Origin of the sequence: Corynebacterium sp. TAE3-ERU16, assembly GCF_019209935.1 — a bacterium.
GTDB classification, from domain to species: domain Bacteria; phylum Actinomycetota; class Actinomycetes; order Mycobacteriales; family Mycobacteriaceae; genus Corynebacterium; species Corynebacterium antarcticum.
The window spans coordinates 164,667-179,325 of record NZ_JAHUTN010000005.1 but is presented as its reverse complement, the minus strand read 5'-3'; the positions used below and the strand labels follow the sequence as shown (position 1 = coordinate 179,325).

At 67.4% G+C, this 14,659-nt stretch carries 11 protein-coding genes; 8 read left to right on the top strand and 3 right to left on the bottom strand.

All coding sequences use genetic code 11. The annotated features are described in order from the left end of the window. Positions 1-2: 2 nt before the first annotated feature. Both sufB and KRX55_RS07135 read right to left on the bottom strand, forming a co-directional pair. Complete coding sequence (gene sufB / locus KRX55_RS07140; RefSeq protein ID WP_218407065.1) at positions 3-1,448, bottom strand: Fe-S cluster assembly protein SufB; 1,446 nt, start codon at positions 1,446-1,448, stop codon at positions 3-5. Beyond that, complete coding sequence (locus KRX55_RS07135; RefSeq protein ID WP_370625781.1) at positions 1,449-2,189, bottom strand: helix-turn-helix transcriptional regulator; 741 nt, start codon at positions 2,187-2,189, stop codon at positions 1,449-1,451. Between the two features lie 424 nt (positions 2,190-2,613). Between KRX55_RS07135 and mptB the strand changes: the two genes are divergently transcribed. From mptB to KRX55_RS07110, 5 genes are all read left to right on the top strand, one after another. Next, positions 2,614-4,305 (top strand): polyprenol phosphomannose-dependent alpha 1,6 mannosyltransferase MptB, encoded by a 1,692-nt coding sequence (gene mptB, locus KRX55_RS07130; RefSeq protein WP_218407063.1) that lies wholly within the window; start codon positions 2,614-2,616, stop codon positions 4,303-4,305. Positions 4,306-4,358: 53 nt separating this feature from the next. After that, positions 4,359-5,288, top strand: a complete 930-nt coding sequence (locus KRX55_RS07125; RefSeq protein WP_218407107.1) for an ABC transporter ATP-binding protein — start codon at positions 4,359-4,361, stop codon at positions 5,286-5,288. A gap of 98 nt (positions 5,289-5,386) precedes the next feature. Continuing rightward, entirely contained in the window at positions 5,387-6,097 is a 711-nt protein-coding gene (locus tag KRX55_RS07120) for an ABC transporter permease (protein WP_218407106.1), read from the top strand. A gap of 150 nt (positions 6,098-6,247) precedes the next feature. Then, positions 6,248-7,189: a COX15/CtaA family protein gene (locus tag KRX55_RS07115; protein WP_218407105.1), complete on the top strand. Its 942-nt coding sequence runs from the start codon at positions 6,248-6,250 to the stop codon at positions 7,187-7,189. Between the two features lie 40 nt (positions 7,190-7,229). Further along, positions 7,230-8,192 (top strand): quinone oxidoreductase family protein, encoded by a 963-nt coding sequence (locus KRX55_RS07110; RefSeq protein WP_218407062.1) that lies wholly within the window; start codon positions 7,230-7,232, stop codon positions 8,190-8,192. Positions 8,193-8,236: 44 nt separating this feature from the next. Here the strand turns inward: KRX55_RS07110 and KRX55_RS07105 are convergent, their stop codons facing one another. Next, a complete protein-coding gene (locus tag KRX55_RS07105; protein WP_218407061.1) occupies positions 8,237-9,169 on the bottom strand; it encodes a heme o synthase in 933 nt (310 codons plus the stop codon). A 445-nt stretch (positions 9,170-9,614) separates the two neighbouring features. Between KRX55_RS07105 and tkt the strand changes: the two genes are divergently transcribed. The 3 genes from tkt to zwf all read left to right on the top strand — a co-directional run bounded on the left by tkt (position 9,615) and on the right by zwf (position 14,618). Next, positions 9,615-11,714 carry a transketolase gene (gene tkt, locus KRX55_RS07100; protein ID WP_218407060.1) on the top strand — a complete coding sequence of 700 codons (2,100 nt, stop codon included), beginning with the start codon at positions 9,615-9,617 and terminating at the stop codon, positions 11,712-11,714. Positions 11,715-11,889: 175 nt separating this feature from the next. Beyond that, entirely contained in the window at positions 11,890-12,969 is a 1,080-nt protein-coding gene (gene tal / locus KRX55_RS07095) for a transaldolase (protein ID WP_218407059.1), read from the top strand. Positions 12,970-13,061: 92 nt separating this feature from the next. After that, positions 13,062-14,618 (top strand): glucose-6-phosphate dehydrogenase, encoded by a 1,557-nt coding sequence (gene zwf, locus KRX55_RS07090; protein ID WP_370625780.1) that lies wholly within the window; start codon positions 13,062-13,064, stop codon positions 14,616-14,618. Positions 14,619-14,659 lie beyond the last annotated feature (41 nt).

Below are 14,659 nucleotides of genomic sequence, written 5' to 3'. Positions count from 1 at the left end.
GATTAACCCACCGATCCTTCCATCTGCAGTTCAATCAGGCGGTTGAGTTCGAGCGCGTACTCCATCGGGAGTTCCTTCGCGATCGGCTCGACGAAGCCGCGCACGATCATCGCCATGGCCTCGTCTTCGGCGACGCCGCGGCTCATCAGGTAGAAGAGCTGGTCCTCGGAGACCTGGGAGACGGTGGCTTCGTGACCGAGGGAGACGTGGTCGTTCCGGATGTCGTTGTACGGGTAGGTGTCCGACCTCGAGATGTTGTCCACCAGGAGTGCGTCGCACTCGACGTTGGAGGTCGAGTGGTGCGCGTTGGCGTTGATCTGGACGAGACCCCGGTAGGCGGCGCGGCCGCCCGACCTGGCGACGGACTTGCTCACGATGTTGGAGGACGTGTACGGCGCCATGTGGACCATCTTCGCGCCGGTGTCCTGGAACTGGCCCTCGCCGGCGAAGGCCACGGAGAGCACCTCACCCTTGGCGTGGGGGCCGGTCATCCACACGGCCGGGTACTTCATCGTGACCTTCGAGCCGATGTTGCCGTCGACCCACTCCATCGTTGCGCCCTCTTCACACTTGGTGCGCTTGGTGACGAGGTTGTAGACGTTGTTCGACCAGTTCTGGATCGTCGTGTAACGGCAGCGGCCGCCCTTCTTGACGATGATCTCCACGACCGCGGAGTGCAGGGAGTCCGACTTGTAGATCGGCGCGGTACAGCCCTCGACGTAGTGGACGTAGGCGTCCTCGTCGACGATGATGAGCGTCCGCTCGAACTGACCCATGTTCTCGGTGTTGATGCGGAAGTAGGCCTGCAGGGGGATGTCGACGTGGACGCCCTTCGGGACGTAGATGAACGACCCACCGGACCAGACGGCGGTGTTCAGGGCCGCGAACTTGTTGTCGCCCGCGGGGATGACGGTACCGAAGTACTCGCGGAACAGGTCCTCGTGCTCCCGGAGGGCTGTGTCGGTGTCGAGGAAGATGACGCCCTGCGCCTCCAGGTCCTCGCGGATCTGGTGGTAGACGACCTCGGACTCGTACTGGGCGGCGACGCCGGCGACAAGGCGCTGCTTCTCCGCCTCGGGAATACCCAGCTTGTCGTAGGTGTCCTTGATGTCCGCGGGAAGCTCGTCCCACGTGGTGGCCTGCTTCTCCGTGGAACGCACGAAGTACTTGATGTTGTCGAAGTCGATCCCGGAGAGGTCGGCTCCCCAGGTCGGCATCGGCTTACGCTCGAAGATGTCGAGTGCCTTCTGCCGGTTCTTCAGCATCCATTCGGGCTCGTTCTTCTTACCGGAGATGTCCGCGACGACCTCGGAGCTGAGACCGCGTTTCGCGGCCGCGCCTGCGATGTCCGTGTCGTGCCAACCGTAGTTGTACGCGCCGATTGAGTCGATGATCTCCTCATCGGTGCGGGGGGCGTCGACAACCGGCTTTTCCTGGGCCTGGGTCATTTAGCCTCTCCTTTCATCAGGAGTGTGGGGTATGGGGGTCAATGTGAGCTGCCCGGCCGGAACGTTGGTCGTGCAGATGCCGTGTCCCTCGGCGATGGACGCCAGGGGTTGCACGTGATTCCCGAGCAACCTGGCGATCGCCTCGTGCTCCGCCTCACAGAGTTCGGGGAACTCCGAGGCGACCTGGGAGATCGGGCAGTGGTGCTGGCAGATCTGCACGCCTCCACCGGCATGGTGCACCGTGGCGGCGTAGCCGTGAGCGGAGAAAGCGTCCGCTACCGCGCGGGCTGTCGCGGGGACGGACTCCTCGTCGTCGGCGGGTGCTATCCCGTCGACGATCGTCGAGATGCGCCGCCGGGCGAACGCCCGGACGGCTTCCTCTCCGCCCGTCTCCCGCAGTGCCTGCAGAGCGGAAGCGGCGAGGGAGTCGTAGTCGTGGCCGAACGTCGCGCGTCCCCGGTCGGTGAGGCGGAAGGCCTTCGCCGGGCGCCCACGTCCACGGCCACGACCGACGGGGCGGGTGACCTCGACCAGTTCATCGTCGACCAGAATGTCCAGATGCCGACGCACACCCGCCGCCGAGAAACCGAGGTGGGCCCCGATGTCCGAGGCACTCACCGGGGCCCGCTCGAGCAGTGTCCGGAGGATCGCACGGCGGGTGTCGCCGTCCTGGGGACGGAATGAACCCGCCGGGGAACAGGTGGACCGGGACCCGGTCCGATCCTGTCGTGCTGTCGTCACCGTTGTCACCTCCTGCTCTCTCGTCAGTTGTTCAATCCGGGTGGTCCCCGGGCAGCCGTCCCGCCTCCACCGATGCCGGGGGAGGCGGGGAACGGACAACCGGGATACGTCTGTCCACGGCGGGTCCGACCCACCGTTCATCATTAGACAACACAAGTGTTCCGTAATTCATTCCCGTTGTCCAACCGGTGGAGATACCCGGTGGGCCCGCCACTCCGGACCGATGACGATCGATGCGGGCAGGGAGCGCCGACCCGCCGGTTGACCACCGTTCAATACACCGTCGCGCCACCGTCACCCGTTCACGAAAAACGGCGGACGGGGGTGGCAGTGACCATTCACCGCCACCCCCGGGCCTCCAGCGACGTCTTCCCCTCGCGCCGCACACGGCGCTGCCCGTGGCGCGCACGGTTAGAATGCCGGTGTGTCAGAAGCTTCCTCCCGCCGAACGGTGATCCTCCGCGCTCTCACCGGGGAACTTCCCAGGATCGGGTCCGCAGGCTCCCGGTCCGCGTCCCTCCACCGGACCGGAGGTTTCGAGGAACCCCGGAACCATCCCGGGGCATCCGTGCTCCCCGTCCGGTTCGCCCTGCTCCGCTGGATGGGGACGGTGGGTGCACTCATGTTGAGCTTCGGCGCACTCGGCGCGGGAGCGCTCCCTGTCACCGCTAACGTCTACCGGTCGTTTCCCGGTGGTTCAATCATGCAACGCATGCTGCAGACGTCATCCACCGTCGCGCTGACCGGGGTCGCCCTCATCGTCATCGCGTGGGTGCTGATGGCCCCGTACGTGGGCGCGAGCGTCCTCGGTGACCGCACCCGGCGATTCCGGGTCAGTACGGGACAGCTGTACCGGACCTTCGTGGTGTGGATGGCGCCGATAGCCCTGAGCGCGCCGATGTTCACCCAGGACATCTACTCCTACCTGGCCCAGGGTGCCATCACAGCGAGAGGACTCGATCCCTACAGCGCGGGGCCGGTCGACCTCCTCGGTTCCGGTAACCCGCTCGCCCGTTCCGTACCGCTGATCTGGTCCCACTCCCCCTCACCCTACGGCCCCGTGGCCAGCGGGATCTCCGCCGTCATCTATCGGATCGCCGGAGAATCCGTTTTCGTCGGCGTCTATCTCCACCGCCTGGTGGCTGTCCTGGGGATCGCCGCCGCCGGATGGGCGTTGAGCCGCCTGGCGTCCCGGTGCGGCGTCAGCGTGCAGGCGGCCGTCTGGCTCGGGATGCTCAACCCGCTGACTCTCCTGCATCTCGTCGGCGGCATCCACAATGAGTCGGTACTGCTCGGTCTTCTGCTCGTCGGCATGGAGACCGGCCTCCGGGGGGTGGACCGTGTCATGGCGGTGTCCAGGCGGGACCGGTGGGCGGGATGGATCCTGTTCACCGTGTCCGGGGTGCTCATCGCCGGCGCCGGCATGGTCAAGATCACTGGATTCATCGCGCTCGGATTCACCGGGATGGCGCTGGCCCGCACCCTACGTTCGAGGGGACTTCATCCACTGGTCGCCGTCGTCTCCGCGGGCCTGTTCCAGGCCGGTGTGATGGTCGGCTCGGTCGTCACGCTCAGCGCGGTCACGGGAATCGGCCTCGGGTGGGTGACGGGTCAGGGCGGTGCGGTCGCGGTCCGGTCCTGGATGTCCGCGACGACCGCACTCGGCGTCATAGCCGGTGGTATCGGTATGCTCACCGGGCTCGGCGACCAGACCGCGGCCATGCTGGCGGTCACCCGCGCCGCCGGGGTCACCGTCGCCGGTGTCTTCATGCTCCGGATGCTCATCGCCGTCTACCGGGGCACGATCCACGCCGTGGGTGGCCTCGGAATCTCGACGTTCGTCCTGGTCCTGCTGTTCCCCGTCGTCCAGCCCTGGTACATGCTGTGGGCGATTTTGCCCCTCGCGGCCTGGGCGAACCGGCCGCTGTTCCGGGTGTCCGCGACCGTCTACTCGGCCGTGGTCAGTTTCTTCGTCCTGCCCCGCGGGCTGCCGCTGCCACCCGGAACGGTGGCCGGCATCTACCTGTCCACGGTGCTCTCGACGGTGGCCGTTACGGCCCTGCTGTGGTGGGCTGTACGACGTTCTCACCCACGTGTCATAGACTGGCCGTCGTGACCCAGACAGATGATGCACGGCGGCGACAGGGCGACACCGCCCCCGGCACCGCGTTGGAGATCCGCGGCCTGACGAGGAACTTCGGCGACGTCCGCGCCGTCGACCATCTGGATCTCCGGGTCGAAGCCGGCACCGTTCTCGCGTTGCTCGGTCCCAATGGGGCGGGTAAGACGACGACGATCGAGATGTGCGAGGGATTCACCGAACCCACCTCCGGGCACGTCCGGGTCCTCGGACTCGACCCAGCCGTCGAGGCTGATGCCGTGCGACGCAGGATCGGTGTGATGCTGCAGGGAGGAGGTGCCTACCCCGGCATCCGGGTGCGGGAGATGCTCGAACTGACCGCCTCCTACAGTGCCCGGCCCCTGGATCCCGACTGGCTCCTCGGGCTCGTCGGACTCACCCGGCACGCCCGGACGTCGTACCGCCGACTCTCCGGGGGGCAGCAGCAGCGCCTCTCCCTTGCCTGCGCTCTCGTCGGTCGACCGGAACTCGTCTTCCTGGATGAACCGACCGCGGGAATGGACACCCAGTCCAGGCTCGCCGTGTGGGAGCTCGTCAACTCACTCCGGCGTGACGGGGTGACGGTCGTTCTCACGACCCACCTCATGGACGAAGCGGAGGCGCTGGCCGACCACGTCGTGATCATCGATCGCGGCGTCAAGGTGGCCGAGGGAAGTCCCGCTGAGCTCACCGCACTGACCGGCGGCGGCGCCGCACAGATCCGGGTCGACACCTCCGCACAACTCGACCCGGCCCTGTTCCGGTCCTCGTTGACCTCCTCCGGACACGGGGAAGGGGCGACCCTCACCGCGACACGTCCGCTGTCCTACCGGATCCAGGCCCGCCCGACACCGGACCTCGTCGCCGCCATCGCATCGGCGGCCGCGGAGCAGGACGTGCTGATCCGCGGACTGGGCATCGACCACCGGAGTCTCGAGGATGTCTTCCTCGAGATCACCGGGCGCGAAATGAGGAGTTGACAGTGATACCAGAGCAACCCGACGCCCGACCGGGTGGCGAGTCCCGCTTCAGCCCCGGAACCTTCTCCCCCGATCCACAGCAGGCCGGCGCCGTGCACATGCTCCTCGCCCAGGCGCTGATCGAGGCCCGACTCTTCCTCCGGCACAGTGAGCAGCAGCTGCTCAGTCTCGTGATCCCGCTCGGCTCACTCATCGCCCTGTCACTCATGCCGCTGCTCGACGTCGTGAACCCGGTCACACTCGTTCTCCCGCTCACCCTCGCGATCTCTGCGGTGTCCGCCGGATTCACCGGGCAGGCCATCGCCGTCGCGTTCGACCGGAGGTACGGTGCACTGAAACGGATCGGAGCCTCGGGTGTCCCCCGGTGGGTCATCATCGCGGGCAAGGTCCTGGGGGTGCTAGCCGTGTCGGCGGTACAGACGGTCCTGCTCTGCGGGACGGCCCTCGTCCTCGGTTGGCGGCCGGAGGTCGCCGCGCTCCCGGTGGCCGTCCTCACCCTGATCATCGGGGTCGCGACATTCACCGCACTCGGCCTGCTCATGGGCGGGACACTCAGCTCCGAGATCGTCCTCGCCCTGGCCAATCTGGTCTGGTTCCTGCTCATCGGAATGGCCTCCTACGTCCAGATCCGTGCGGGAAGCATCGGCGACTGGGCCGACTGGACCGTCATCATCCCCTCCGTCGCCCTCACCCGGGGCATGACCGGGGCCCTGTCCGGCGGGTTCCCCGGTGTCGAGCTGCTCGTGCTCGCAGTCTGGGCTGTCGTCGCCGGAGCGGTGACGGTCAAGGTGTTCAAGTTCACCGCCTGACCCGTGGGTCTCATCCCTGGACCGTCGTGGGGGCACGATAGGATCAGGGGCGTGAGAACCAGCCCAGCCCCTTCCCTGTTCACCCACCCCCTCCAGTGGATCCGCTCCCTCATCGACGGTCCCGATGTCCGGATCCAACGCCGGTTGGCGATGGTCCTCCTCGTCTGTCAGGCGGGGATCACCGTGACGGGCTCCGTCGTCCGGGTCACCGGTTCCGGCCTCGGGTGCGTAACCTGGCCGAACTGCCAGCCCGGATCGCTCGTTCCCGTGGCCGGTGCGGCCCCGTGGATACATCAGGCGATCGAGTGGGGCAACCGCCTTCTGACCTTCGTGGTCGCCGCCGCGGCACTGCTCGTGTTCATCGCGGTCGTCCGCGCCGCCCGCCGCCGCGAGGTCATCGTCCAGGCCTTCATCCAGGGCCTCGGCGTGATCATCCAGGCGATCCTCGGCGGAATCTCCGTTCATCTGGAGCTCCGGTGGTGGTCGGTGGCCATGCACTTCCTGCCCTCGATGCTCCTCGTCTGGCTCGCCGCGATCCTGTGGGTCCGGATCGCCGAGCCCGATGACGGTACCCCCACCGAAACCTATCCGCGGCCGCTCCGTCTCCTCGCGGTCCTGTCCGCGGCGACCCTGGCGGTCGTTCTCGGAACGGGGACGATGGTCACCGGCGCCGGCGTGCACTCCGGCGACTCCGGGGTCGGTATGGAGGGCCGGTTGGACATCGATCTCGCCCGGATCGCCAACATCCACGCCCACTTCATGTACCTGTACCTCGGGTTGACCGTGGGCCTCGTCATCGCCCTCGTCACCGTCGGAGCGGCACTCCGGGCACGCCGTATCGGGTGGATCCTCATCGGGTTCATAATCCTGCAGGCGGCGATCGGCATCATCCAGTTCAACTTCGGTGTCCCCCGGTGGACGGTCCCGGTCCACGTCGCGCTCTCCGGCACCGTCGTGGCGTTCACCGGTGTGCTCTTCGCCCACGGTCGCGACAGAGTGGGAGGAGAGACGGGAACCACCGGTTCCCGGAACGGAGACCGGCTGCGCCGGAAGCGCGTCTCGGGACGGGATGCCGCGGCCCGCGCAGCCTGACCACGGGCGGCGGGGCGGTCACTCACGTTAGGATTGACCTATGCGAGCAATCCGGATATCCAGTCACGGCGGGCCTGAGGTACTGGAACCCGCCGATGTCCCCCGCCCCACGCCCAACGACGACCAGGTTCTGGTGGCCGTCGACGTCGCCGGGGTCAACTACATCGACACGTACTACCGCGAGGGCGTCTACAACGCCGAGCTCCCGTTCATACCGGGACTCGAGGGAACCGGCCGGGTCGTCGAGGATCCCCACGGCGAGATCGCCGAGGGAACTCTCGTCGCCTGGTGCGACGCCTTCGGTTCCTACGCGGAGTACGCCGTCGTTCCCCGGGACCGCCTCGTCGCCGTACCCCGCGGAATCGATCCCCACACCGCCGCATCCATGCTCCTCCAGGGGATCACCGCGCACTATCTCACCGACGGCGTCTATTCCCTGCGCGACGGCGACACCTGTCTGCTGACGGCGGGTGCCGGTGGGGTCGGCCTGCTCGCCACGCAGATGGCGACCGCCCGGGGCGCGACCGTGTACTCGGTGGTGTCGACCGATGAGAAGGAGGAGCTCGCCCGCCGCGCCGGTGCCGCCGAGGTGTTCCGCTACTCCGATCGCCTCGCCGACCAGGTGCGCCGCGCCAACGGCGGGAACGGTGTCGACGTGGTCTACGACGGAGTCGGCAGGGCCACCTTCGACCAGTCCCTGCGGGCGGTGCGTCCACGGGGCACCGTGTGCCTGTTCGGTGCCGCCTCCGGGCCCGTCGATCCCATCGATCCGCAGCTGCTGAACACCCACGGATCGATCTTCCTCACACGACCCTCCATCGGTGCGTGGACCGCCCGGGAGGGCGAGTTCGTCATGCGGGCCCAGGCCGTCACGCAGGCGATCGTCGAGGGTCGGCTGAATGTCCGTGTCGGATCGGTCCACCGGCTCGAGGATGCCGCCGTGGCGCACCGTGAACTGGAGTCCAGGGCCACCACCGGATCAATCGTCCTCGAGGTCTCATGACGAAGTGCCCTGACCCGACGGGTCAGGGCACCCGTGTCGTGCGCTCAGAAGAAGGTGGTGGAGATCCCGAGCATCTGCCCGACCGTCTCGAGTCCGAAGAACGCATCGAGGGACAGTGCGACGAAGACCGCCGCGAGGTAGTTGTTCGAGAGGATGAAGAGCTTCAGCGGTTTCACCTCCACCCCACGTAGAACGGCGCGGTGGAGCAGGTGGGCCATTGTGATGAACCAGGCACCCGCCGCGACCGCCACGGCCGCGTAGATGAACCCGGCGGCCGGGATGAGCAGGAAGGTCGTGATGACGGTCGCCCAGGTGTACAGCACGATCTGGAGGGTCACCTGTGCCTCGGTACGGACCACCGGCATCATCGGTACGCCCGCGGCCCGGTAGTCCTCCTTGTACCGCATCGCGAGAGCCCACGTGTGCGGCGGTGTCCAGAAGAAGATGATGAGGAACAGCACGATCGCCTGCCACCACTCGGGCGGTACTCCGGCGGGTAGATTGTCGGTGATCACCGCCCATCCGACGACGACCGGCATGCAGCCGGCCGCGCCACCCCAGACCACATTCTGCGGGGTCCGGCGCTTCAGCCACTTGGTGTACACGAAGATGTAGAACGCGATGGTGGCCATGACGAACAGCGCGGCGAGGATCGACCGGCACAGCAACCACAGCCAGAGGAAACTGACCACGGTCAGCGTCCACGCGAAGATGGTGGCGTTGCGGTTGGTCACGACCATCTTCGCGAGGGGTCGTCGCTCCGTACGTTTCATCACCTTGTCGATGTCACTGTCGGCGACCATGTTGAAGGTGTTCGCAGCAGCGGCACCCATCCACCCACCGATAACGGTCAGGAGGATCAACCCGACGTGATTCTCGCCGCGGTCCGCCTGGAGCATCGCGGGGATCGTGGCGACCAGGAGCAGCTCGATGACTCTTGGTTTCGTCAGCGCAAGATACGCCTTTATCGTCTCCAAGGACCATTCCTCCAGCAGATGTCGGGTCGAAGCGTCAGCGGGTCTCGGGCTTCAGGGGTATGCCATCGGGGGCGACGACCGGTCAACCGGATCCCTTCACCGTGATTCCGGAACAGGAATGCGTGAAACACGGACCCACCACTGACGTGGCAGTGTTCCCTCGGCAATATACAGAGGGTACACACCTGGCCGATCTTAACCGCCGTCGACCCCTGTTCACAGTCGCCGGGATCCCCCTCCCCCTTCCGGGAGCGTCCCGACGTACCAGGGTCATCCGGCCGCACCCGCACCGTGGCACAGCGGCCGGTCAACCCGCTGACGGGCCGGGAACGCACGACACCGGGCCAGCCGTTAAGCTGGTTACGTTGACCGCCCCGGGACGAATGCCCCGCGGCTGACGAACTCGCCAGAATCTGGCCACCCGAACGAAACGAGGAACCGGACCGTGACCCTGTCTGATGAACTGAAGGAATCCACCCGCCGCAACTACCCGGAGGACTGGACCGACCTCGACACCCGCGCCGTGGACACGGCCCGGGTCCTGGCCGCCGATGCGGTGCAGAACTGCGGCTCCGGACATCCGGGGACCGCGATGAGTCTCGCTCCCCTCGCCTACACGCTCTTCCAGCGCACGATGGACGTCGATCCCGCCCAGCCGACCTGGCCCGGCCGTGACCGTTTCGTCCTGTCCTGCGGGCACTCCTCGCTGACCCAGTACATCCAGCTCTTCCTCGGCGGCTTCGGCCTCGAGATGAATGATCTCGAATCACTGCGCACCTGGGGGGCGAAGACCCCGGGCCACCCCGAGTACCGGCACACCGACGGCGTCGAGATCACCACGGGTCCGCTCGGCCAGGGCCTCGCCTCCGCCGTGGGCATGGCGATGGCGGCCCGCCGCGAACGGGGCCTCTTCGATCCCGAAGCTCCCGCCGGAGAATCCCCCTTCGACCACTTCATCTACTGCATCGCCTCCGACGGCGACATCGAGGAGGGCGTCACCAGCGAGGCGAGCTCCCTCGCGGGTACCCAGGCGCTCGGCAACCTCATCGTCTTCTGGGACGACAACCGCATCTCGATCGAGGATGACACCCAGATCGCCTTCACCGAGGACACGGTCGCCCGGTACGCGGCCTACGGTTGGCAGACCCTCGAGGTCGGGTCCGGCGAGGACATCGCCGCGCTCGAGGCCGCGATCGCGGAGGCCAGGGCCGACACCTCCCGGCCGTCCTTCATCCGGGTCCGCACCATCATCGGGTACCCGGCGCCGAACATGATGAACACCGGCGCGGTCCACGGCGCGGCACTCGGTGACGACGAGGTCGCCGCGACGAAGAAGGTGCTCGGCTTCGACCCCGAGGTGTCCTTCCACATCGACGACGAGGTTCTCGCCCACACCCGTTCCCTGGCGGACCGTGCCGCCCGGAAGACCGCCGCGTGGATGGAGAGGTTCGACGCCTGGGCGCAGGCCAATCCGGAGCGCCGGGAACTGTTCGACCGGCTCGCGGCCCGCGAGCTCCCGGAGGGCTGGGCCGACGGCCTGCCGACCTGGGACGCGGACGCCAAGGGCGTGGCCACCCGCAAGGCCTCCGAGGCCGTCCTCCAGGCCCTCGGTGCGACGCTGCCCGAGCTCTGGGGAGGTTCCGCCGACCTCGCGGGCTCCAACAACACCGTCATCAAGGGTGCACCGTCCTTCGGTCCCGAGCACATCACGACCGACACGTGGACCACGGACCCCTACGGCCGGAACCTGCACTTCGGTATCCGCGAGCACGCCATGGGCTCGATCATGAACGGCATCGCCCTGCACGGCGGCACCCGCCCCTACGGCGGCACGTTCCTGATCTTCTCCGATTACATGCGTCCCGCGGTGCGCCTCGCCGCGCTGATGGGAACCGACGCCTACTACGTCTGGACCCACGACTCCATCGGTCTGGGTGAGGACGGCCCGACGCACCAGCCGGTCGAGCAGCTCGCCAGCCTCCGCGCCATCCCCAACTTCTCGATGCTCCGCCCCGCCGACGCGAACGAGACCGCGGCGGCCTGGAAGTACTCCCTGCTGTACCGGGAGGGCCCGAAGGGCCTCGCGCTCACCCGCCAGAACGTCCCGGTGCTCGAGGGCACCGCGGAGAAGGCCGATGAGGGGGTCGCACGCGGCGCCTACATCCTGGTCGAGGGCTCCAAGCCCACCCCGGACGTGATCCTCATGGGTTCCGGCTCCGAGGTGCAGCTCGCCGTCGCGGCGGCCGCGACCCTCGAGGACGACGGCATCGCCGCCCGCGTCGTCTCGGTCCCCTGCATGGACTGGTTCGAGGAACAGGACGCCGACTACATCGAGTCCGTCCTGCCTGCCTCCGTCAGCGCCCGCGTCTCCGTCGAGGCCGGCATCGCGATGCCCTGGTACCGCTGGCTCGGTACCGCAGGGCGCGCGGTCTCCCTGGAGCACTTCGGTGCCTCCGCGCCGTACGAGAAGCTGTTCGAGGAGTTCGGCATCACGGCCGACGCGGTCGTCGTCGCGGCCCGCGAATCCCTCGCCGCCGCCCGCTGACGCCTGATTCGTCGTCCCACTCTCCGGGCCACCCCGCCCCGCATCCGGGCTGTGGGATGGCCCGGATCATTGTGTCGGGTGGACCACGACGCTGCACCACCACGGAAAGCCGACTACCCTCGTGTTCCGGATACGAGGGAACGACCGTTTCCCCAAGCCTGCACTAGGAGCCCACATGACCCACATCGATGAACTCGCCGGAATCGGCACCGCCACCTGGCTCGACGATCTCTCCCGTGACCGCCTCGACAGCGGCAACCTGGAAGAACTCCTGACCACGAAATCCATCGTCGGTGTGACCACGAACCCCGCGATCTTCGCCACCGCGATGACCTCGGGCACCGCCTACGACGACCAGATCGCCGTCCTGAAATCTGAGGGTGCGGACGCCGATACGGCGGTCTACGCCATGGCCGTCGACGATGTCCGCCGCGCCTGTGACGTCTTCCGCGAGACTTTCGAACGCACCGGAGGTGTCGACGGTCGGGTGTCCATCGAGGTTGACCCCCGCATCTCGGATGACGCTGAGGCGACCATCGCACAGGCCCGGGAGCTGTGGCGCAGGGTCGACCGCCCGAACCTCCTCATCAAGATTCCGGCGACCCCCGGTTCGCTTCCGGCGATCACCCGGGCCCTCGCCGAGGGGATCAGCGTGAACGTCACCCTCATCTTCTCGTGCGACCGGTACCGCGAGGTCATCGAGGCCTACATCGCGGGTGTCCGGGAGGCCGCGGAGAACGGCCACGATGTCGCCGGGATCCAGTCGGTCGCGTCCTTCTTCGTGTCCCGCCTCGACGTCGAGGTCGATCGCCGCCTGGAGAAGATCGGGACCGATGCCGCCCTCGCGCTCCGCGGCAAGGCCGGCGTCGCGAACGCCCGGCTCGCCTACGAACTGTTCCGCAGCTCCTTCGCCGACGCCGCGCTGCCCGAGGGAGCGACCGTCCAGCGCCCGCTGTGGGCGTCGACCGGCGTGAAGAACCCGGATTACCCGGACACCCTCTACGTGACCGAGCTGGCCGGCCCACAGACGGTGAACACCATGCCCGAGCCGACGATCGACGCCACCCTCAGGCAGGGTGGTCTCCACGGTGACACCCTCACCGGCCGGGCCGCCGAGTCCCGCGAGGTGCTCTCCGCCCTCGAGGCCGTCGGGATCGACCTCAACGATGTCTTCACCGTTCTCGAACGCGAGGGTGTCGAGAAGTTCGAGAAGAGCTGGAACGAGCTCCTCGACTCGATGCGCCAGCGCCTCTGACCGGACCATTCCCCTTCCCGACACCACCCACCCGCCGGTGACCACGATCCGGCGGGTGGGTCCCACCACCGACAAAGCAGGCAGACACGACCGTGAGCAATACCCTGACCGGCCTCCCCGACAACGCACCCTGGTTCAATCCGCTCCGCGACAGCCAGGACAAACGACTCCCGCGTATCGCCGGTCCGTGCGGGATGGTGATCTTCGGGGTGACGGGCGACCTCGCCCGGAAGAAGCTCCTGCCCGCCATATACGATCTGGCGAACCGAGGCCTGCTACCCGCTGGGTTCGCTCTCGTCGGTTACGGACGGCGGGAATGGTCTAAGAAGGACTTCGAGAACTACGTCCACGACGCCGTGGTCGCTGGCGCCCGGACCGAGGTCCGGACCAGTGTGTGGGAGCGACTCGCCGAGGGAATGGAATTCGTCAGCGGGACCTTCCGTGACGATGAGGCCTTCGACCGTCTCGGTGCGAAGCTGGCGGAGCTCGACCGTACCCGGGGAACGGCGGGAAACTGGGGATTCTATCTCTCCGTGCCGCCGGACTACTTCTCCGATGTCTGCCACCAGCTCAAGCGTTCCGGGATGGCCGAGGCCCCGGACAACTCCTGGCGGCGGGTCATCATCGAGAAGCCCTTCGGCCACGATCAGGAGTCCGCCCGGGAACTCAACAGGGTCGTCAATGCCGTGTTCCCGGAGGATTCCGTGTTCCGGATCGACCACTACCTGGGCAAGGAGACCGTCCAGAACATCATGGCGCTCCGGTTCGCGAACCAGTTGTTCGATCCCCTCTGGAACAGCCACTACATCGACCACGTGCAGATCACGATGGCGGAGGACATCGGTCTGGGCGGCCGCGCCGGCTACTACGACGGAATCGGCGCCGCCCGCGACGTCATCCAGAACCACCTCCTGCAGCTCCTCGCACTGACGGCCATGGAGGAACCGGTGAGCTTCACCCCGGCGGAACTCCAGGCGGAGAAGATCAAGGTCCTGCGGGCCACGGCACCGGTCCACCCCCTCGCCAAGACCACGGCCAGAGGGCAGTACACGGCGGGGTGGCAGGGATCCACCCAGGTCCCCGGTCTCCGCGAGGAGGAGGGCTTCGCCGACGACTCCAACACCGAGACGTACGCCGCGTGCACCCTGGAGATCAACTCCCGCCGCTGGGCCGGGGTGCCCTTCTATCTCCGGACGGGAAAGCGGCTCGGCCGGAGGGTCACGGAGATCGCCCTGATCTTCAAGCCGGCCCCCCACCTGCCGTTCGGTGACGTCATGACCTCGGCCCTGGGGCAGAACGCCGTCGTGATCCGGGTCCAGCCGGATGAGGGCGTCCTCATGCGTTTCGGTTCCAAGGTCCCGGGCTCCACCATGGAGGTCCGGGACGTGAACATGGACTTCTCCTACTCGGAGGCGTTCACCGAGGAATCACCCGAGGCCTACGAACGCCTCATCCTCGACGCCCTGCTCGACGAGTCGAGTCTCTTCCCCACCAACGAGGAGGTCGAGCTGTCGTGGCAGATCCTCGATCCGATCATCCAGTACTGGGCCCAGCGTGGCCGACCCGAGGACTACGAGGCGGGTACCTGGGGGCCTGTGTCCGCGGACAGGATGCTGGCCCGAGAAGGCCGTACCTGGCGCCGGCCCTGACGTCCGCCTCCCACCGACACCGCTCCCACGCCGCCACAGTC

What these genes read in the sequence shown, in the direction of transcription:
- KRX55_RS07120 (WP_218407106.1), top strand. Translation starts at nt 5,387, where the DNA reads ATGCTCCTCGCCCAGGCGCTGATCGAGGCCCGACTCTTCCTCCGGCAC.
- KRX55_RS07115 (WP_218407105.1), top strand. Translation starts at nt 6,248, where the DNA reads ATGGTCCTCCTCGTCTGTCAGGCGGGGATCACCGTGACGGGCTCCGTC.
- tal (WP_218407059.1), top strand. Translation starts at nt 11,890, where the DNA reads ATGACCCACATCGATGAACTCGCCGGAATCGGCACCGCCACCTGGCTC.
- KRX55_RS07110 (WP_218407062.1), top strand. Translation starts at nt 7,230, where the DNA reads ATGCGAGCAATCCGGATATCCAGTCACGGCGGGCCTGAGGTACTGGAA.
- sufB (WP_218407065.1), bottom strand. Translation starts at nt 1,448, where the DNA reads ATGACCCAGGCCCAGGAAAAGCCGGTTGTCGACGCCCCCCGCACCGAT.